The organism is Hyphomonas sp. (assembly GCF_041689225.1).
GTDB lineage: Bacteria > Pseudomonadota > Alphaproteobacteria > Caulobacterales > Hyphomonadaceae > Hyphomonas.
The window spans coordinates 1-18,962 of sequence record NZ_JBDNGN010000146.1 but is presented as its reverse complement, the minus strand read 5'-3'; the positions used below and the strand labels follow the sequence as shown (position 1 = coordinate 18,962).

Below are 18,962 nucleotides of genomic sequence, written 5' to 3'. Positions count from 1 at the left end.
TTGGTGCTTGCCGCGACCGAACGCACGCCCTTGAGGGTGAGGTTGAGGCTGGTGGCCGGCGCGTCCGGAATGATGTCTCCGACGGCGGCCGCCGCTCCGAACCGGTTTGACCGGGTCAAGGCCATGAGGTCGGCACTCGCCAGAGAGGAGCCCGCGGATGCATCGACTTGCATGGCGGGCAAGGGCAGCGGGTGACTCACTGCGCCGCCAGGCTCCGCCACCAGCCAAAGGAACCGCGCAGCCAGCAATCCCAAAAGTGCAACAAACACGGCTGTCAGCCCGACGCGTAAGCGCGGCAAAAGGTTCAGTGCCTTCGTCGAAAGAATGTCTAATTGGCTCATATAATACTCTGACTGCAATTTCCCTGCCCGGATCGTGTAACTGGGCCACCTGTCAAACAGACAGGCCAGGCCAGGGCTCTGGCATCTGGAATGTTGATGAAGCAAACTATTCAATAGTGGCAAGCTGAATAACAGTACATCTTGTTAATACTTGGGGGCGTGGGCATTGTCCCAATAACGCACACTGTTTCTGTCTGCATTACGATCTGGTCGCAAGAGAAAGTCAGAATAGCACGCTTGCCGGAACTTCCAGCGCTTCTGACAGCCGCCGCGCCGTCTTGAGACCAAAAGTCTGGCCGCGCTCGATTGCGGAAATGTGATTGGGACGAATACCGCAGAGTTCGCTCAACTGGCTTTGTGTCAGCAACCGGAGTTCGCGCATCACGCGAACGGGATGTTCGCCGGCATCAATGCGTTTCTGTGCGTCTTCAGGTATGGCCGGCTCTGTCTTGGGCAGGTCAGACAGAGTCTTTTCGAGCTGAGCGACCTTCGTCTCCAGATCGATCAGGCGACCCTCCAGCCTGTAAAGCAAATCCATATTTTCCACCGAGGCAGCCCCTTGTTGCGTTGACCCTCTGGTTCTCAACAATCGCAGGAATATGCGGAATTTAACGCGTTCGCATGTCGCTTTCGCGAAAGTTTTGTGACGCCTCGAGGTGTATGGGCCGATCTTGCCGGAGAGATTCATGCTGTGCCAACGGGCTGTCTCAAAACCGAGACATTTCCGTTAATTGTTTGTCATGGGGCGCCGCTATTCAGCCGTTGACGAGGTCGCAGTCGAGTCGGCCTGTCTGATGGTCCAAATAAGGGGTTCTTATGATTTTTCGCAGGTCGGTTAGCGCGCTTGCGCTTTGCTTAGCAGCAGCGTGTTCGCAAGGAAGCAACATTGCTTCACCGGGAGCAAGCAGCCCGGGGACGCCTCCAGCGGGTGGCGGTAGCGGCGGCGGCGGTGGTGGCGGCAGTGCCGCGACGTGCCCGACCGGCTTCACAGAAGGCGCGGCAGTCGGCGGACTCACGACGTGTAACCTTTCTGGTACGTACCTTGCGGACCTGACCCTTCCTTTCGTCGCTGGTGTTGCTTATGCAGTTGATGGACGCGTCGATGTTGGCGTAGACGTCGGTGCCGACGGCACGACCGCAGGCGGTACAGCGGCAACCCTGACAATCGAGCCCGGCGTTACCGTTTTTGGGCGCTCAGGCGCAGACTATATCGTCGTCAACCGCGGTTCGCAGATCGATGCGGACGGCAATGCCGCCAACCCGATCGTCCTGACCAGCGCCAATGACCTCATCCGTCGGGTCGCTGATGCGAGCGATTTCGGCGGCGACAATATCGGCGAATGGGGTGGCCTTGTGATTCTCGGCCAGGCGCCGATCAACCGCTGTCGCAATGCGGCAACGCCAGCGACAGTCGCCTGTGACAACGTGATCGAAGGCGTGAGCAATCCCGATGCGGTTTATGGCGGCGCTGATGCTGCAGACAGCAGTGGTACGCTTCGCTACGTCTCGCTGCGCTTCTCCGGATTTGCAATCGGTGCAGGCAACGAGCTGAACGGCATCACGCTGGGTGGTGTCGGATCCGGCACGACAATTGACTATGTCCAGGTCCACAACAGCTCGGATGACGGCATCGAGTTCTTCGGCGGCACGGTCAACGCCAAGCATCTCGTGCTGACAGGCGCAGACGATGACTCGCTCGACACCGACAATGGCTACAATGGCAACCTGCAATATGTTGTCGTGAAGCAGCGTACTGCCGGCGGTGACAACATGGTCGAGGCCAGCAGCGTTGCCGGCGTCACGCCCGCTTCGGATTATAACGTCTCCAACTTCACCCTCATCGGTGGCAACACTATCGGCAACGCTCTGCGCCTGAACACCGGCACAATCAGTACCTACGTCAATGGCGTGGTGACGGAAGTCTCCCAATGTTTCCGCTGGGAGACCTCGGCAGGCAATGGTGTTGCCGGCTACCAGGCGGGCGTCGATCCTGCCTTCAGCTCGGTCCTGTTTGACTGTGCCGGTGGCATTGAAACGGCAAACTCCGACGCGGGCGCTGCAGCTGCATCCCTCGCAGCTGGCACCGACAACTCCACGACGACGGCAAATTCGCTCGCGGCCTCTTTCTTCCCAGGCCCGAACGAAGCTGCCGTGGCGCCATTTGACGTGGCAACGCTGAACGCGTTCTTCTCGCCGACGACATATATCGGCGCTTTTGGCCCAACAGAAACGGAAACCCAGAACTGGGCAACCGGCTGGACGTTTGGTCTCTTCCCCGACCCGACCTGCCCGACCGGGACGACTGATTCAGGTCTCGAAATCGACAACCAAACGGTTTGCCGCGTCTCAGGTGTGATCACCGACGATGTTCGTCTGACACGCGGAAATGTCTATGAAGTTGTCGGACGTCTGGACGTCGGTGTTGACATCGGTGCCGATGGTGCAGCGGTAGGCGGTGATCCAGCCAGTCTGACGATTGAGTCCGGCGTCACCCTCTTCGGTGGAAGCGGCGCGGACTATGTCGTCGTGAACCGTGGTTCCCAGATATTTTCGAACGGAACAAAGGAAAATCCAGTCGTCCTGACATCCGAAGCGGATGTCACGGACACGCAACCCAACCCGGAAAACGCCATTGGCGAATGGGGCGGCCTGGTTATCCTCGGCCGCTCGCCTATCAACCGCTGCCGCAATGCGGCAACGCCAGCGACAGTCGCCTGTGACAACGTGGTTGAAGGCGTCACCAATCCTGATGCGGTTTACGGCGGTGCCTTGCCAACCGATAATAGCGGTTCGCTGCGTTATACGGTGGTCAAGCATTCCGGTTTCGAAGTCACCACAGGAAATGAGCTGAACGGCATCACGCTTGCCGGCGTCGGTTCGGACACGGCGATTGATTATGTCCAGGTCCACAACAGCTCGGATGACGGCATTGAGTTCTTCGGAGGCACGGTCAACGCCAAGCACCTCGTGCTGACAGGCGCAGACGATGACTCGCTCGACACGGACAATGGCTACAATGGCAGCCTGCAATATGTCATCGTGAAGCAGCGTGCTGCCGGGGGCGACAACATGGTTGAGGCCAGCAGCGTTGCGGGCATCACACCGGCGTCCAATGCCAAGGTCTCCAACTTCACCTTCCTCGGTGATGCGGGTGGCAATGCATTCCGCCTGAACACCGGTACGGTCGGCACTTACGTCAACGGTGTGGTGAAGGAAGTCACTGAATGCTTCCGCTGGGAGACTTCGGCAGGCAATGGTGTTGCTGGCTACCAGGCCGGCGTGGACCCTGCCTTCAACTCTGTCCTGTTCGATTGCGTAGCCGGTCTTGAAGTGGCGGGCTCCGACATCGGTGCTGCAGCTGCATCCCTGGCCGCAGGCACTAACAACTCCACGGCAACAGCAAGCACCCTGATCAACACATTCATCAATGGTGCGGCTGAATCGGCAGTCACAGCGTTTGATGTGACGGGCCTGTCGGGCGACCTTGAGCCGGTTGGTTATATCGGTGCCGTCGAGAACGCCACGGATACCTGGTGGCAGGGTTGGTCGTGCGGCCTTGAGGTCAGCGACCCTTGTTAAGTTGAGAACCGCCGGGATGGTCGCGCCAGTCGTGCACGATCCCGGCACTTTCATTTCAGGCGAGACACGGACACGTCAATTGAGGGCGTCCATTTCGCGCCAAGCTAGGTTAAAAAAATGCACAATAAATCCGTCCGACATAAATGGTTGCTATCGACAGCCATCGTCCTCGCTTTGGCGCCGATGGTCCTTGCTCAGGAGGCAACAGCGCCTGCAGAGACGACCGACGACAGCCGCACACTCCAGACCGTGGTCGTTCGTGGGCAATTCATTCCCGAACCTCAGCGCGAGACGTCCCAGGTCGCGACTTTCCTGTCGACCGAGGACCTTGCGCGCCAGGGCGACTCGAATGCCGCGCTTGCCCTGACCCGACTGAGCGGGCTGAGCATCGTTTCCGGTCGCTTCGCCTTCGTGCGGGGCCTCGGCGACCGATACTCGTCTGCCTTGCTCAACGGTTCCCCGCTTCCAAGCCCTGAGCCCTTGCGGCGGACAGTGCCACTTGACCTGTTCCCGTCCAGCGTCCTCGCGGGAGCATCTGTCCAGAAAACATTCTCAGCAAATTATCCCGGCGAATTCGGCGGCGGTGTGATCGATCTCCAGACACTTCGCCAGCCAGCGGAAAATTTTGTGACTGTGAAGGCCGGTATCTCGGCAAACACTGAAACGACCGGTTCTGATGGATTGTACGTTCGTGGCGGCGACCTTGACTGGTCGGGCTATGATGACGGGCTTCGGGATATCCCGGGTCCATTGGCTGGTGTCCTGTCTTCGGGTGAGCGGCTTAGCGGTCAGACACCGGCGCAAATTGAGGCGATTGGCGAGAGCCTGGTTAACTCGCCGCTGTCGGTTATCCAGCAGGGTGAACTTGGTCCAAACCCCAGCGGATCGATTGAGGCCGGCCTTATTCTCGACAAGGGCCAGTATGATATCGGCATGATCGGCGTCGTTGGATTTGACTCAGGATGGACAACGAAAAACGCTACGCGGCAATTCGTCGAGGCCGGCGTTATCGGCAGCGACCAGAACCAGTTTTCGACGACCTATGATGCCACACTAAACGCGCTCGGATCGGGTTCGGTCGGCTGGGGAGAGAACGAGATTCAGGCGACTCTGTTCTATGTCCACACGACCTCGAAACAATCGGAGATCACCACAGGCACCGATTTTAATGCGCCGGGCGCCACAGGTGAGATTTACGACGAGTCAACCGGATGGTTCGAGCGCGAGCTAAGCTTCGGCCAGCTGCGCGGCGAGCACAAGATTGGCGATCTGGACCTGAACTGGCGCGGTGCCTATGCGGTGTCCACGCGCGATGCGCCATATGACCGTTCATTGCGGCGTAGTCCCGATGCGGACGGTGTGCCCTTGTATTCCACTGCAAACAATTACGGTATTGTTTTCTCCAACCTCGAGGACACGATCGCGAGCGTGGGCGCCGATGCAAAATATACCGTAGACATCGGGAATGCGCGGGATCTGGTCATGTCGGGCGGATTCGATGTCGCCTCGACTGAACGCACCTATGACTACCTGTCCCTGCGGTTTGCCGGCGGCAATGCATTGCCGGTCGATGTGCAGGCTGCGCGCCCTGACTACCTGTTCTCTCCCGACAATATCGATCCAGCCCGATTCATTCTTCAGGAAATCGTAACGCCTAACGACTCCTATTCGGGGGCGCTCGACGTGAGTGCGTTCTACGTGCAGGCGGAGATCGACCTGCTGGATTATGTTCGCGGCACGTTAGGCTTTCGGTACGAAGACGCTGAGCAGACAGTGAAGACGTTTGACCGGTTCGGAAACCCCGGAGCCGGGGACGTCAACCTCAGCAACGACTATATCCTGCCGGCGCTGACGCTGACATGGAACTTTGCCGATGACCTCCAGTTGCGAGCCGGTTATTCGCAGACGATTGCCCGCCCGCAGTTCCGTGAATTGGCGCTGTCGTCCTTCATCGACCCAGAGACAGATCGCACCTATCGCGGCAATAGCGGGCTCGTGGACAGCGAACTGACGAACTATGACGCACGCCTGGAATACTATATCGGGCGCAACCAGTTCGTGACGCTTGGCGGCTTCTACAAAGAAATAAAAAACCCGATCGAGGAAGTGCAGTATTCGACAGCGTCCTTCGTTTTCGAGACAACCTTCATCAACAGCCCGAAGGCAGAGTTGTATGGTGCGGAGCTTGAATACAGGACCAATTTCAACATGCCGATATCCAATCCCTGGATGGATGCGCGTGAATGGATGTTCTCAGCGAACTACACCTACACCGCGTCTGAGGTTAAGGCTGCAGAGAGCGACAAGGTGTTCGACCCGATTTCGCGTTCACTCCGTAATGCAGCCCTGTTTGGGTTGGACGGGTCCGACCTGCAGGGCACGCCTGAAAATATCCTGAATGCCCAGTTTGGCTGGCAAAGCGATGTTGACCAGATGACGCTCCTCGTGGGTTGGGTCGATGATCGTATCCTGCAACGCGGATTCGGAATCGGCCCAGCCGCTCTGCCGGACGTGGTGGAGGAACCCGGTGTGCAGCTGGACCTCGTATACAATCGCGACCTCACGCTTGGCGGGCGCGAACTTTCACTGGGTCTGAAAGGGCGTAACCTGCTCGGCGAAAAGCATTCGGAGTACCAGATGTCGGAAGGCGGCCTCGGACGCACCGAATTCAACACCTATGAGCGTGGAACGACCATCTCGGCGAGCCTGTCGACGACGTTCTAGCGACGACTTGCAGACATAAAAAAAGCCACTCCGCTTAGCGCCAGATTGCGCTTCGCGGGGTGGCCTTTTTTTAGGCTCAGTACTCAGGCGGTTCCGAATACCCGTTCGAAAATCGTGTCGACGTGTTTGAAATGATACTCGAGGTCAAACAGCGCCTCCAGCTCTGCATCCGTCAGTTTCGCCGTCACGTCAGGATCGGCTTTGAGCAGGTCAAGCAAGTTGCCTTCGCCGCGCCATGTGCGCATCGCGTTGCGCTGGACCAGGCTGTAGGAGTCCTCACGGCTGACACCATGCTCAACGAGCGCGAGCAGGATGCGCTGGGAGTTGTGCAGCCCGCCCATGCTCTCGATCGTGCGGAGCATGTTCTCGGGATAGACAACCAGATTTTCGACCACGCCAGCGAGGCGATGGAGTGCAAAATCGAGATGGATCGTGGCGTCAGGGCCGATGCCGCGCTCGACGGATGAATGCGAAATGTCCCGCTCGTGCCACAGGGCTACATTTTCAAGCGCCGGGGTCACCGCAGAGCGGACGAGCCGTGCGAGGCCGGTCAGGTTCTCTGTCAGGACAGGATTGCGCTTGTGCGGCATCGCCGACGAGCCTTTCTGGCCGGGCGAGAAGAACTCTTCGGCTTCGAGTACTTCGGTGCGCTGCAGATGGCGCACTTCGGTGGAAAGACGCTCGACGGACGATGCGATCACGCCGAGGACCGCGAAATACATGGCATGCCGGTCGCGCGGGATGATTTGCGTGGAGACTGGCTCGATCGTGAGGCCGAGCTTCGCCGCGACGTGGGCTTCGATGGCTGGATCGATGTTGGCGAACGTACCGACGGCTCCGGAGATGGCGCATGTGGCGACTTCCTCGCGCGCCAAAAGCAGGCGCGTGCGCGCACGCTGGAATTCGGCGTGGAAAGTGGCCAGCTTGATGCCGAACGTTGTGGGTTCGGCATGGATGCCATGGCTGCGACCGATCGTCGGGGTCAGTTTGTGTTCGCGGGCACGCGTTTCCAGTGCTTCGAGGACACGGTCCAGTCCTGTCAGGAGCAGATCCGCTGCGCGCACGAGCTGGACGCTGAGGCAGGTGTCCAGCACGTCCGAGGACGTCATGCCCTTGTGCAGGAAGCGGGCTTCGTCGCCAACATGTTCTGTAACATTTGTCAGGAAGGCAATGACGTCATGCTTCACTTCGCGTTCGATGGCGTCGATGCGGTCGACTTCGAAAGCGCCTCGCTCGCGCACGGCCTTTGTCACGCCTTCCGGGATCAGGCCGAGGTTTTCCATGGCTTCGGCGGCGAGTGTTTCGATCTCGAGCCAGATGCCGAAGCGCGTTTCCGGTGACCAGATTTCAGCCATTTCGGGTCGTGTATATCTCGGGATCATGTCGCGCCTCGCTACTTGAAACGCCCGTATAGCCCGGAATCGGCTGAATGCCAGTGCCACCGCGCCGCACGGGACGGGTCGCGTACGGGCCGAACAGGCTGGCCGGTCCCGACATGGTAGGGTAAAACACGTCTGGACGCCGAAAGGTATGGCAGGCTGCCGAACGCAGCGAAGGGGGAAAACCATGATGAAACTGATTTTCATATCGGCAGCTGCATTGGCGATGGCAGGACTGGCTGTCGCCCAGAATGCCACGGATTATCCGCCGAGTGCCGACGCCGGCTCGTGTTTCGCGCGCGTGTTGATTCCGGAAACGACTGAAGTGGTAACGGAGCAAGTGCTCGCGACGCCGGAGCGCGCCGAAATCACGGTCATCCCAGCCGTCTACGAAACCTATACCCAGGAGGTCATGATCAGGGAGGCGACGACATCGTTCACCGTCATTCCCGCCGACTATGTCACCAAGACAGAACAGATCCTGGAAGCACCGGAGCGGATGGAGACCGTGGTGATGCCGGCCGAATTCGAGACTTATACGGAAAAGGTGCTGATCCGTCCGGCCTATACCACTTGGAAGCCCGGCGCCGGACTCTACGGAGTCAATGTCATGGCCGCGAAGGCCGATAGCGATTCCGCCTTGTCGACAGGTGAATTGCTGTGCCGGGTGGAGGTGCCTGCCCAATATGATGAGGTGACGCGCGCGCGGCTCGTGCATCAGGAGCGGACGGAAACCAAGGTGATCCCGGCGAAATACAGAACGTTGAAAAAGGACGTCGTGAACACGCCTGCGCGGATCGTGGAAGAAGCGGTTCCTGCCGTCTACGAGACGATCACCCTGCAGAAGATCGTATCGCCAGCCCAAGAGCAGACAACCGTCATACCGGCGACGTATAGGACCGTCGAAAAACGCGCGGTGACGGGCGGCGGCAGCGTAGAATGGCGCGAGGTGCTTTGCGACACAAACGCATCACCTGCCAAGATCGTCGAAGTCCAGATGGCGCTGACTACCAAGGGGTTCAAGGTACCTGCCGATGGCGACTTCGGTCCTGCGACTTACCGGGCGATGGAAGCGTACCAGCGCGCCAACGGGTTGCCGGTTGGGTACCTGACGGTCGCTACTGTGGAATCTCTTGGCGTATCGGTCGACTAGCCCCGTTCATGTGGCCTGCTTTGGCCCAGACTTTTCGAAACAAACTAAAGGATATTCATGGCCCGATCGCATTTTCACACAGAGCGCCACCAGTTATCGCGGATAGGATGGATGCGCGCAGCCGTGCTGGGTGCAAATGACGGCATTGTCTCAACCGCCAGCCTGATTATCGGCGTTGCGGCCGCAGAAGCCGCGCAAGGTGAAATTCTCGTCGCGGGCGTCGCAGCCCTTGTCGCCGGGGCGATGTCGATGGCGGCCGGAGAATACGTGTCGGTGAGTTCCCAGTCAGATGCCGAACAGGTAGAACTGGCCAAGGAGCGCCAGGAGCTGATTGACATGCCCGAGGCGGAACAAGCGGAACTGGCCGGTATCTATGAGGAACGCGGCCTGAACCCGGCGACGGCACACGAGGTTGCGAGCCAGCTGACAGCCGACGACGCCCTTCGGGCTCATGCACGCGACGAGCTTGGCATTACCGATCTGACGGCGGCGAAGCCTATTCAAGCCGCGATTTCGTCAGCCATATCTTTTGCGGTTGGGGCATCCTTGCCACTCGCATTGGTCTGGCTGGTTCCGTTGCACGCGTTGGTGCCTGCAGAAGCCGTGGCGTCGCTCATCTTCCTTGCGCTGCTCGGCGCAGTCGGCGCGCGGGCCGGCGGGGCCAGTATCTGGAAACCGACGCTGCGTGTGACCTTCTGGGGTGCTCTGGCAATGGCGATCACTGCGGGGATCGGGCACATGGTCGGCGGCGTGATCTAAACCGGTCTGCACGGTCATAAAAAACCCCGGCACCGCAAGGCGCCGGGGTTTTTGGTTTTTGGTTTTTCGTCTGATAGACGCGTTGGCCTCAGGCCTTGGCCATCTCGGCCTTCAGGTTGTCCGAAACCTTTTCAATAAAGCCTTCGGTCGTCAGCCATTCCTGATCGGGACCGACGAGGAGGGCGAGGTCCTTGGTCATGAAGCCAGCTTCGACCGTTTTCACAATGGTTTCTTCAAGCGTCTTGGCGAAGGCCTGCACGTCCGGCGTGCCGTCCATGCGACCGCGATGGCTGAGGCCTTGCGTCCACGCATAGATCGAGGCGATCGAGTTGGTCGATGTCGCTTCGCCCTTCTGGTGGTTGCGGTAGTGGCGCGTGACCGTGCCATGAGCCGCTTCGGCTTCGACCGTGTTGCCATCGGGTGTCATCAGCACGGAGGTCATCAGGCCGAGCGAACCGTAGCCTTGGGCCACGGTGTCGGACTGTACGTCGCCATCATAGTTCTTACAGGCCCAGACATAGCCACCGGACCATTTCATGGCGGCTGCGACCATGTCGTCGATCAGGCGGTGCTCGTAGGTGCCGCCGAATGCCTTGAACTTGTCAGCGAACTCAGCGTCGAAGATTTCCTGGAACAGGTCCTTGAAGCGACCGTCATAGGCTTTGAGGATCGTGTTCTTGGTCGACAGGTAGACCGGCCACTTGCGCTGCAGGCCATAGTTGAAGCTGGCGCGGGCGAAGTCACGGATCGACTGGTCAAGGTTGTACATGCCCATGGCGATGCCGGCCGCAGGAAAGTCGAAAATGTCATATTCTTGGGAGTCCGAACCGTCGAATGCTTCCCACTTCATGGTCAGCTTGCCCTTGCCGGGCACGAGGAAGTCAGTCGCCTTGTACTGGTCGCCGAAGGCGTGCCGGCCGATGACGACAGGCTTGGTCCAGCCGGGAACAAGGCGCGGGACGTTCGAGATCACGATGGGCTCGCGGAAAACAACGCCGCCGAGAATGTTGCGGATCGTGCCGTTCGGGCTGCGCCACATCTTCTTGAGTTTGAATTCTTCAACGCGCTGTTCGTCTGGCGTGATGGTCGCGCACTTGACGGCGACGCCGTATTTCTTGGTGGCTTCAGCGGCATCAATGGTGATCTGGTCGTCGGTTTCGTCGCGCTTCTGGATCGACAGGTCGAAGTACTTCAGATCGAGATCCAGATAGGGATGGATAAGCTTGTCCTTGATGAGCTGCCAGATGATGCGGGTCATTTCGTCCCCGTCCATCTCGACAATCGGGTTCTTGACCTTGATCTTCGCCATGTTTTGTAATCCTTGCGGTTGAAGCTATTGGAGTGCGCTATAGCAGAGCGGCAGGCCGCGTCAAAACAGGTTCCTTCATGTCAGAACAGAGCAGCCCCTGCGTCATCCTCCATTCCCCGCAACTTGGCGAAAACATTGGCGCTGCGGCACGGGTGATGCGCAATTTCGGTTTGACCGACCTTCGCCTCGTGGCGCCCCGGGATGGCTGGCCGAATCCGGCGGCTGATACGATGTCAGCTGGCGCCTTCGATGCGGGCGTGAGCGTGAAAGTGTATGAAACACTACAGGACGCGCAGGAGGGGGTGACTTATCTCGTCGCCGCGACCGCACGGATGCGGGGGATCGAAAAGCGCGTTGTGGATGCTGCAGATGCTGCGCAGGTGGTGCATGGGCGGGCCGTGGGCGGCGCGGGTGTGGCAGGGGTGATGTTCGGGGGGGAGAAGTCCGGCCTGCCGAACGAGGCCGTGGCCCTGTCCGACCTGCTGATGACCTATCCGGTCGATCGTGACTTCAAGAGCCTGAACCTGGCGCAGGCCGTCTGCGTGTTTGCGCATGAATGGGGCAAGCTGAGCGCGGCGAAAAATCCGTCGGCTACTCCAGCGCAGAGCCATGTCACACCGGTTTCCACGGACGGGGTGCCGTCAACGCGGGATGATGTGTTCCGGATGTTCGAGCATTTCGAGGCGGAGTTGGAGCGGGCTGGCTATTTCTTCCCGCCGGAAAAGACACCGCTGATGAAGGACAATCTCCGCTCGGCCCTGATCCGGGCTGACTGGACCGAGCAGGAGGTGCAGACTTTCCGCGGCGCGATCAAGGCGCTGGCCCTCGGCCGCGGAAAGGCACGCGTTGTGCGGGAAGACTAGGCTTACTTGCCTTTCCAGACAGGTGCGCGTTTCTCGATGAAGGCGCGCGGGCCTTCTTTGAAATCCTCGGTCTTCATGACCTGGCCGAACGCCTTGCCACTGGCATTCCAGAGGTCGTCGTCGGAACTGGTCAGGGCGGCGTGCGCCACCTGACGGCTGGCCTGAACGGCGATCGGCGCATTGGCCATGATCCGTTCGGCGAGTTTCGTCGCTTCCGCCATCACGTCCGCTTCGGGCACGACCTTGTTGACCATGCCCAGTTCATACGCACGCTGCGCAGGCAGCGGATCGCCAGTCAGGATCGCTTCTAGCGCGGTGGCCATGCCGATGACACGGGGCAGACGGAACAGGCCGCCAGCGCCGGCGACGAGCGAGCGCTTGACTTCCGGGAGGCCGAAATTGGTCGTGTCGGCGCAGATGATCATGTCGCAGGAGAGGGCAATCTCGGTGCCGCCAGCCAAGGCGCTGCCTGTGATCGCGGCGATCAGGGGCTTGGTACGCTCGCGTTTCACGATGCCTGCGAAGCCGCCTTTGGCCGTTCCGAGCGCGCCGCCATTGCCGGCGCTGATCTCCTTCAGGTCGGCCCCGGCGCAGAAAGCCTTGCCATTGGCGGTGAGGATGGCGACCCAGAGTTCGGGGTCATCTTCGAACCGGTCTAGCGCGTGTTCGATACCCGTAGCCATCACGCCGTTAATCGCGTTGCGGGCTTCCGGGCGGTTGAGCGTGATGATGGCCATATGGCCGCGGACTTCATATTCGACTGACACAGGGACGTTCCTCCAAGAGTGATTTTTTCCAGAATAGGGACCCTTACGCCACGTCCAGCAAGCAGAAAGACGCGAATGGGCAGCAAAGGGCAGAGTTCCTCTTGGCAGCCCCAAGGGAAAGCCTGTCAGGGTCAGCGAAAATCAGGGAGCCCGTCTACCATGGATCTTTCATTCAGCCTGGAATATGAGGTTTTCCGCAAGGAAGTGGCCGATGTTCTGTCTGCCAATGCAAATCTGGCGCCGACCTCCGATGACCGGGGCATAAAGAACCCCAAGCGGCAGGCGTGGCAGAAACTGCTCATTGAGAACGGCCTCGCGGCGCGGACCATTCCCACGGAATATGGCGGCTATGGCGCCGAACCCGACATCCTGAAGTCCCGCATCATTGCCGAGGAATTCGCGCGAACGGGCCTGCCGCGCGCGATGTCGAACCAGGGCATCTCGATGCTGGTGCCGACCTTGTTGGAACTGGGTACGCCGGAACAGAAGGCGGCCTATATCCGTCCGACCCTCTATGGCGAGATGATCTGGTGCCAGGGCTATTCCGAACCGGGCGCAGGCTCTGACCTTGCGGCGCTTCGGACGGCGGCGGTGTCCGATGGCGACGATTATGTCATCAACGGCAGCAAGATATGGACGTCGACCGCCAAGCAGGCCGACATGATCTTCTGTCTTGTGCGCACCGACCCGAGCGCGAAGAAGCATGAAGGTATTTCCTACATCCTGTTTTCGATGGAGACACCAGGGATCGAAGTGCGCCCGCTGGTCGATATGACCGGGGCGGCAAATTTCAACGAAGTCTTCTTCAGCGACGTGCGCGTGCCCAAGAGCGGCATCGTTTTTGCCGAGAACAAGGGCTGGCAGGTGGCCAATGCCACGCTGACGCATGAACGCGGCATGCTGGGCGACCCGAATGCCACCAAGGCGCGGCTGGTGGAACTGGTCGAGCTGATGAAGCGCGAGACGGTGAACGGCGAGCGGCTGATCGACAATCCGTTGCTGCGCGACCGGCTGCTGAAGCTGCAAGGCGAAGTCTACGCGATGCAGGCGAACGGCCTGCGCATTACGACACACAGCCTGAAGAAAGAAAGTGCGGGCCTTGCGGGGCTAGTGGTGAAACTGATGGGCTGTGAACTCAATCACGAGATCGCGCGGCTCGCCATCGATGCGCTTGGTGAACTGGGCGTGATGTACGAGCAGGGCGAGCATTTGCGCGCCGAGGGCACGTGGCAGGCCCGCTACATGTACGACCTTGGCCTGATCATTGGCGGCGGTACGGCGCAAATCCAGAAGAACATCATTGCGGAGCGGGGCCTCGGCCTGCCGCGCGAACCCAAACCGGCCAAGGCCTGAGAGGAGAAGACCGATGGAATTTGCACTCTCAGAAGACCAGCGCATGTTGCAGGACAGCCTGAACGGCTTCCTGAAGGATGCCGCGCCGCTGGACACGATCCGCAAGATCGCGACCGGGGACGAAGCGGCGGGCGCGGCTTTGGCTGCGGGCCTTGATGAACTGGGCCTCGCCGGGTTGCACGTGCCTGAAGCGCATGGGGGTCTCGGGCTTGGCCTGCTGGATGCGTGCCTTGTGCAGGAATCGCTGGGCTATGCGATCGCGCCAAGCCGTTTCCTGGCGACGACTGTGACCGCGCACGCGCTGCGGCACGCAGGCGACGACTTCCTGCCGGGCATTGCTTCTGGCGACATCAGGATGGGGCTGGCCCTGACGGAACTGTCGTCGCGCCGCGACGGCGCCGGCGTGACGGTCGACAGCGACAAGCTGACCGGTACGTCGCTGCTGGCTGTCTCGGCAGAGGGGTCAACACACTTGCTGGCGGCAGACACAGCAGGCGCGCTGAACCTCATCGAATCGGCGGCCGCAAAGCCGATGCAAACAATCGACCGGACACGGATATTTTCCGAAGTAGTCTTTGGCGGGGAGGCGCGCACGATGTCGCTGACGCCGGATGAGGAAGTGTTGGCAGCGGCGCGGTTGCTGGTTGCAGCGGACACGCTGGGCGCGGCGCAGGCCATGATCGACAAGGCGGTCGCCTATGCCGCCGAGCGCCAGCAGTTTGGCCGGGTGATCGGATCGTTCCAGGCCGTGAAACACATGTGCGCGGAAATGGCGGCGCGCCTGGAACCATCCCGGGCACTGATCTGGCATGCGGCGCATGCGCTGGACACCGGCGAACCGGAAGGTCTCGCGATGGCGACGTTGGCAAAGTCTCACCTGGCTGAAGCGGGTACGTTCATTGCGCGCACGTCGACAGAAGTGCATGGCGGCATGGGGTTCACCGACCTTGTCGGCCTGCACTACTGGTTCAAGCGGATTGGCGTGAGCCGGCAGCTGTTCGGAAGCCCGGAGCAGACGCGTCTTGATGCGGCACGCTTGCAAGGCTGGCTGGCGCCAGCCTGATCAGATAACCTTGCCGGGCGACAGGTGGCTTGCTGCCGAGACGATGGCTTCGGCATCGATCTGGAAATGGCGGTAGAGGTCGCGGATCGTGCCGGTCTGTCCGAAATGCTCGACGCCCAGCGGTGTCGTGGCATGGCCCTTCACGCCGCCGATCCAGGCCAGCGTGGCCGGGTGGCCATCGGTAACGGTGATCAGCGTGCAGTCGCGCGGGACCTGTTCCATCAGGCGCTCGATCTGGCTCTTGGCCGCCTTGTTGCCACGTGCCCGGGCGCGGCGCGCAGCGGTCCAGCCTGAACTGAGGCGGTCAGCGGACGTAACCGCAAGGACACCGATGTCGCGGCGATTATTGCCGATGCGTCCGGCGGCCTTGATCGCTTCCGGTGCGACGCAGCCCTGATAGGCGATGACGATCTCGCAATTGGGTCCGGGTTTGCGCAGCCAGTAGCCGCCATCGATGACGCCTTGCCGGAAGGTCTCGTCGTCGCGGTTGGACCAGCGGACCTGTTCCAGCTGGCGGGTGGTGAGGCGGAGATAGACGGAGCCGCCGGTCTCGTCGCGCAGCCACGTGCGCTCGTCCGGGTCGCCGTCGCCGTCGCGCTGGAGATAATCGAACGACCAGTCCATGATGATCGAGAGTTCGTCGAGGAAGGCCGGTTCGAACGAGACGAGGCCGTCCTGGCTCATGCCGATGAGCTGGGCGCCGATCGATTGGTGCGCGCCGCCTTCGGGCGCGAGCGTCACCCCGGAGGGTGTTCCGACAATGATGAAGCGGGCATCCTGATAGCAGGCATAGTTGAGGGCATCGAGGCCGCGCGCAATGAACGGGTCGTAGACCGTGCCGATGGGGATGAGGCGTTCGCCGAACAGCGAGTGCGACAGGCCCGCCGCGCCAAGTAGGAGGAAGAGGTTCATCTCAGCGATACCGAGTTCGATATGCTGGCCTGCGGGCGAGAACTGCCACTTCTGTGTCGACGGGATATGCTGGTCGCGGAACGTGTCGCCCTTGGTCTCGCGGGCGAACAGGCTACGGCGGTTGACCCACGGACCGAGATTGGTCGAGACAGTGACATCCGGCGAGGTGGTGACGATGCGGTCGGCCAGTTCGGATTTGGACTTGGCGAGGGCGTCGAGGATCTTGCCGAAACCGGCCTGGGTGGACTGGACGTCATCGTCGAGGAAGATCGGACCGGGACTTGCGACCGGCGGAGCGGTGAAACGGCGCGGGCCGTCTGCGAAGAAGGGAACATCGCGCAGGAAGGCGTTCAGGGCATCGGGGTCTTCGACGCTCGCCATGGTGGCCCATTCCTCACCTTCGGCGATTCCCATCTTCGCCTGGAAATCGGCCATCTGGGCTTTGTTCATCAGGCCGGCATGATTGTCCTTGTGGCCAGCGAGCGGCATGCCCCAGCCCTTGATCGTGTAGGCGAGGAAGACGGTGGGCGTGTCGTCGGTCACAGAGTCAAAGGCGTCGCACAGGGACTGGACACACTGGCCGCCAAGATTGTTCATCAGGGAGCCGAGTTCATCATCGCTGCGTCGCTCAAGCAGGGCCGCCACATCGCCCTGGTCGCCGATATCGTTCATCAGGCGGGTGCGCCAAGCCGCCCCACCCTTGTAGGTCAGGGCGGAATAGTCGGCATTGGGGCAGGTCTGGATCCAGGTCTTGAGCGTCTCGCCGCCCGGTTCCTCGAAGGCCGCGCGCTGCAGCGCTCCGTGGCGCAGGACCACGGTGCGCCAGCCGAATGCCTTGAAGATGGCCTCGACCTTTTCCCAAAGTCCTTCATGGACGACACCGTCGAGGCTCTGGCGGTTATAGTCGATCACCCACCATGTATTGCGCAGGTCGTGCTTCCAGCCTTCCTGCAGGCATTCATAGACATTGCCTTCGTCGAGTTCGGCGTCACCCACGAGCGCGACCATGCGCCCGAGGGGACGGTCAGCGGCCCAGGACTTGGCTTCGAGATAGTCCTGGATGATCGAGGCGAAGGCGGTTTCGGCGACGCCGAGACCGACGGACCCGGTGGAAAAGTCGACATCGTCGATGTCCTTGGTGCGGCTGGGATAGGATTGCGCACCGCCATAGCCCCGAAAGTTCTGCAGCTTTTCCAGCGTCTGATTGCCCATCAGGTAGTGCATGGCATGGTAGACGGGTGCGGCATGCGGCTTCACGGCGACGCGGTCCTCCGGGCGCAGCGTGTGGAAGTAGAGCGCGCTCATGATCGAGACCATCGACGCGCAGGACGCCTGGTGGCCGCCGACCTTTACGTCGTCATCGCGCTTGTCGCGGAGGTGGTTGGCATTGTGAACGGTCCAGGCCGAGAGCCAGAGCAGGCGTTGCTCAAGGGTCTTGAGATGGTCGAGATGGCTCGGCATAGGCAGATTCCTGTTCATGGGACCGGGCGAATAGACCTAGCGGGAATGACCGTGCGCGGGAATAGCCGAAGACGAGCAAATTAGTGCTCCGAATTTGATGAAGCCAGAAATTCTTGCCGGTTTACTTGGCCGCAAGTGGGTTTTCCGGGCGGGTGAGATTGGCGCGGAACCAGTCAGACTCGGCCGGATCGAACGCCTTGCGCAGCCATTCGACGACAACCTGTCCGCGCGGAATGCGTCGCACGCGTTCCGTATAAGTCATCCAGAACTGGATGGACGCCACTTCCGGCAGGGCAAGCGGCACGAGTTCCGGATAGGCCGCGCCGATATAGGACGGCAGGATCGCGATTCCGCCACCGGCCCGGCAGCAGGCAATCAGGGTCGCGGACGAATTGGTAATCAGGGAGAACGGGATCAGTTGGCGCGCGAGGAAAGCCCCGTCGGCCCAATGCTCGGATTGATTCACATAGCCCTCGTGCAACAGGCACCTGTGATGGTGAAAATCGGTCAGGCTGGTCGGCGTGCCGTGAAGGTCGAGATAGCCAGTGGAGGCGAAGCACAGGTAGTGGATGACGCCCATCCGGCGGCCGATCAATTCGCTTCGGCTCGGCGGTTCGAACTGGATGGCGATATCTGCTTCATTGTTCAAGAGGTCTGGCGGGCGATCAGAAACTGTGAGGGTCAGTTCGATCCCCGGATAGCTCACGAGGAATTGCGGAATTCGCCGCGCCAGCCAATAGGGGCCCAGCCCGTCGCCCGTGACGAGGTGCACCGGGCCTTCATTTGCCGTGTCGGAGTCGCATACATCGTCGTGCGCTGCAGAGACAATATCGGCCATCAGGTTTGCGTGACGCAGCAGCATGCGGCCTGCGTCCGTGAGGTCGATTCCGCGTGACGACCGTTTGACCAGCTCGGTCCTGAGAGCCGTTTCGAGTTCGCTAATGCGTCGACTGATCGTGGGAACCGATCCACCCAGTTTCTCGGCTGCTGCGGACATGCTTCCGAGTTCTGCGACGGCCCGGAAGATCCGTATGCGGTCCCAATCGAACGATTCCACGCGCATGTGCCTCCCCTTTCACGAGTGTAAGTCCCCGTTTCAGTTTTCGGTAAAGCCACGCAGCAACGCCTGTGGCACCAAATCTATAAACCTCAGTTGTAGCTATACAGCTTCTACTCCAAAACCCGAAAGTTCTCGTGGGTTATGACGCGGAAGTTGTCTGAGACCTTGTCGCGGAATTTCTTCCATTCCTGCGGGATGGTTTCACGCATGAATGCAAGGATGGCGTCGGCGAACTGCTT

General features: G+C 60.5%; 14 protein-coding genes. 7 read left to right on the top strand and 7 right to left on the bottom strand.

Translation table 11 applies throughout. The annotated features are described in order from the left end of the window. Together ACESNB_RS14515 and ACESNB_RS14510 are read right to left on the bottom strand one after the other, a co-directional pair. Positions 1-341: type II secretion system protein N (locus tag ACESNB_RS14515; protein WP_373008541.1), on the bottom strand; the 341-nt coding region annotated here is incomplete at its 3' end. Between the two features lie 223 nt (positions 342-564). After that, the gene (locus tag ACESNB_RS14510; RefSeq protein ID WP_373008543.1) at positions 565-879 is read right to left on the bottom strand and encodes a helix-turn-helix transcriptional regulator; all 315 of its coding nucleotides are present in this window, start codon (positions 877-879) and stop codon (positions 565-567) included. Positions 880-1,157: 278 nt separating this feature from the next. Here ACESNB_RS14510 and ACESNB_RS14505 point away from each other — a divergent pair, with 278 nt between their 5' ends. After that, the gene (locus ACESNB_RS14505) at positions 1,158-3,920 is read left to right on the top strand and encodes a hypothetical protein (protein ID WP_373008539.1); all 2,763 of its coding nucleotides are present in this window, start codon (positions 1,158-1,160) and stop codon (positions 3,918-3,920) included. A 117-nt stretch (positions 3,921-4,037) separates the two neighbouring features. Beyond that, complete coding sequence (locus ACESNB_RS14500) at positions 4,038-6,644, top strand: TonB-dependent receptor domain-containing protein (protein WP_373008537.1); 2,607 nt, start codon at positions 4,038-4,040, stop codon at positions 6,642-6,644. A gap of 83 nt (positions 6,645-6,727) precedes the next feature. Here the strand turns inward: ACESNB_RS14500 and purB are convergent, their stop codons facing one another. Beyond that, a complete protein-coding gene (purB, locus tag ACESNB_RS14495; RefSeq protein ID WP_373008535.1) occupies positions 6,728-8,026 on the bottom strand; it encodes an adenylosuccinate lyase in 1,299 nt (432 codons plus the stop codon). Positions 8,027-8,210: 184 nt separating this feature from the next. Between purB and ACESNB_RS14490 the strand changes: the two genes are divergently transcribed. Together ACESNB_RS14490 and ACESNB_RS14485 are read left to right on the top strand one after the other, a co-directional pair. After that, positions 8,211-9,176, top strand: a complete 966-nt coding sequence (locus ACESNB_RS14490; RefSeq protein WP_373008533.1) for a peptidoglycan-binding protein — start codon at positions 8,211-8,213, stop codon at positions 9,174-9,176. A gap of 57 nt (positions 9,177-9,233) precedes the next feature. Continuing rightward, a complete protein-coding gene (locus ACESNB_RS14485) occupies positions 9,234-9,935 on the top strand; it encodes a VIT family protein (protein WP_373008531.1) in 702 nt (233 codons plus the stop codon). 88 nt (positions 9,936-10,023) lie between these two features. Here ACESNB_RS14485 and ACESNB_RS14480 read toward each other — a convergent pair whose 3' ends face one another. Next, positions 10,024-11,244, bottom strand: coding sequence for an NADP-dependent isocitrate dehydrogenase (locus ACESNB_RS14480; RefSeq protein ID WP_373008529.1), 1,221 nt, complete (start codon positions 11,242-11,244; stop codon positions 10,024-10,026). A gap of 77 nt (positions 11,245-11,321) precedes the next feature. Here ACESNB_RS14480 and ACESNB_RS14475 point away from each other — a divergent pair, with 77 nt between their 5' ends. Next, positions 11,322-12,107 carry an RNA methyltransferase gene (locus ACESNB_RS14475; RefSeq protein WP_373008527.1) on the top strand — a complete coding sequence of 262 codons (786 nt, stop codon included), beginning with the start codon at positions 11,322-11,324 and terminating at the stop codon, positions 12,105-12,107. A 2-nt stretch (positions 12,108-12,109) separates the two neighbouring features. On the opposite strand, the gene ACESNB_RS14470 is transcribed toward ACESNB_RS14475, so the two are convergent. Next, entirely contained in the window at positions 12,110-12,874 is a 765-nt protein-coding gene (locus ACESNB_RS14470) for a crotonase/enoyl-CoA hydratase family protein (RefSeq protein WP_373008525.1), read from the bottom strand. A gap of 159 nt (positions 12,875-13,033) precedes the next feature. Between ACESNB_RS14470 and ACESNB_RS14465 the strand changes: the two genes are divergently transcribed. Together ACESNB_RS14465 and ACESNB_RS14460 are read left to right on the top strand one after the other, a co-directional pair. Continuing rightward, positions 13,034-14,227 carry an acyl-CoA dehydrogenase family protein gene (locus ACESNB_RS14465; RefSeq protein ID WP_373008523.1) on the top strand — a complete coding sequence of 398 codons (1,194 nt, stop codon included), beginning with the start codon at positions 13,034-13,036 and terminating at the stop codon, positions 14,225-14,227. A gap of 13 nt (positions 14,228-14,240) precedes the next feature. Further along, positions 14,241-15,290 (top strand): acyl-CoA dehydrogenase family protein, encoded by a 1,050-nt coding sequence (locus tag ACESNB_RS14460; protein WP_373008521.1) that lies wholly within the window; start codon positions 14,241-14,243, stop codon positions 15,288-15,290. On the opposite strand, the gene ACESNB_RS14455 is transcribed toward ACESNB_RS14460, so the two are convergent. Both ACESNB_RS14455 and ACESNB_RS14450 read right to left on the bottom strand, forming a co-directional pair. Continuing rightward, on the bottom strand, positions 15,291-17,663 hold the full coding sequence (locus ACESNB_RS14455; protein ID WP_373008519.1) for a transketolase: 2,373 nt from the start codon (positions 17,661-17,663) through the stop codon (positions 15,291-15,293). Between the two features lie 121 nt (positions 17,664-17,784). Beyond that, the gene (locus ACESNB_RS14450) at positions 17,785-18,726 is read right to left on the bottom strand and encodes a LysR family transcriptional regulator (protein ID WP_373008517.1); all 942 of its coding nucleotides are present in this window, start codon (positions 18,724-18,726) and stop codon (positions 17,785-17,787) included. Between the last annotated feature and the right edge of the window lie 236 nt (positions 18,727-18,962).

Excerpts from the sequence above, each read along its gene's own strand:
- ACESNB_RS14500 (WP_373008537.1), top strand. The coding sequence starts at position 4,038 with ATGCACAATAAATCCGTCCGACATAAATGGTTGCTATCGACAGCCATC.
- ACESNB_RS14490 (WP_373008533.1), top strand. The coding sequence starts at position 8,211 with ATGATGAAACTGATTTTCATATCGGCAGCTGCATTGGCGATGGCAGGA.
- ACESNB_RS14480 (WP_373008529.1), bottom strand. The coding sequence starts at position 11,244 with ATGGCGAAGATCAAGGTCAAGAACCCGATTGTCGAGATGGACGGGGAC.
- ACESNB_RS14460 (WP_373008521.1), top strand. The coding sequence starts at position 14,241 with ATGGAATTTGCACTCTCAGAAGACCAGCGCATGTTGCAGGACAGCCTG.
- ACESNB_RS14505 (WP_373008539.1), top strand. The coding sequence starts at position 1,158 with ATGATTTTTCGCAGGTCGGTTAGCGCGCTTGCGCTTTGCTTAGCAGCA.
- ACESNB_RS14475 (WP_373008527.1), top strand. The coding sequence starts at position 11,322 with ATGTCAGAACAGAGCAGCCCCTGCGTCATCCTCCATTCCCCGCAACTT.
- ACESNB_RS14450 (WP_373008517.1), bottom strand. The coding sequence starts at position 18,726 with ATGCGCGTGGAATCGTTCGATTGGGACCGCATACGGATCTTCCGGGCC.
- ACESNB_RS14485 (WP_373008531.1), top strand. The coding sequence starts at position 9,234 with ATGGCCCGATCGCATTTTCACACAGAGCGCCACCAGTTATCGCGGATA.
- ACESNB_RS14465 (WP_373008523.1), top strand. The coding sequence starts at position 13,034 with ATGGATCTTTCATTCAGCCTGGAATATGAGGTTTTCCGCAAGGAAGTG.
- ACESNB_RS14510 (WP_373008543.1), bottom strand. The coding sequence starts at position 879 with ATGGATTTGCTTTACAGGCTGGAGGGTCGCCTGATCGATCTGGAGACG.
- purB (WP_373008535.1), bottom strand. The coding sequence starts at position 8,026 with ATGATCCCGAGATATACACGACCCGAAATGGCTGAAATCTGGTCACCG.
- ACESNB_RS14455 (WP_373008519.1), bottom strand. The coding sequence starts at position 17,663 with ATGCCGAGCCATCTCGACCATCTCAAGACCCTTGAGCAACGCCTGCTC.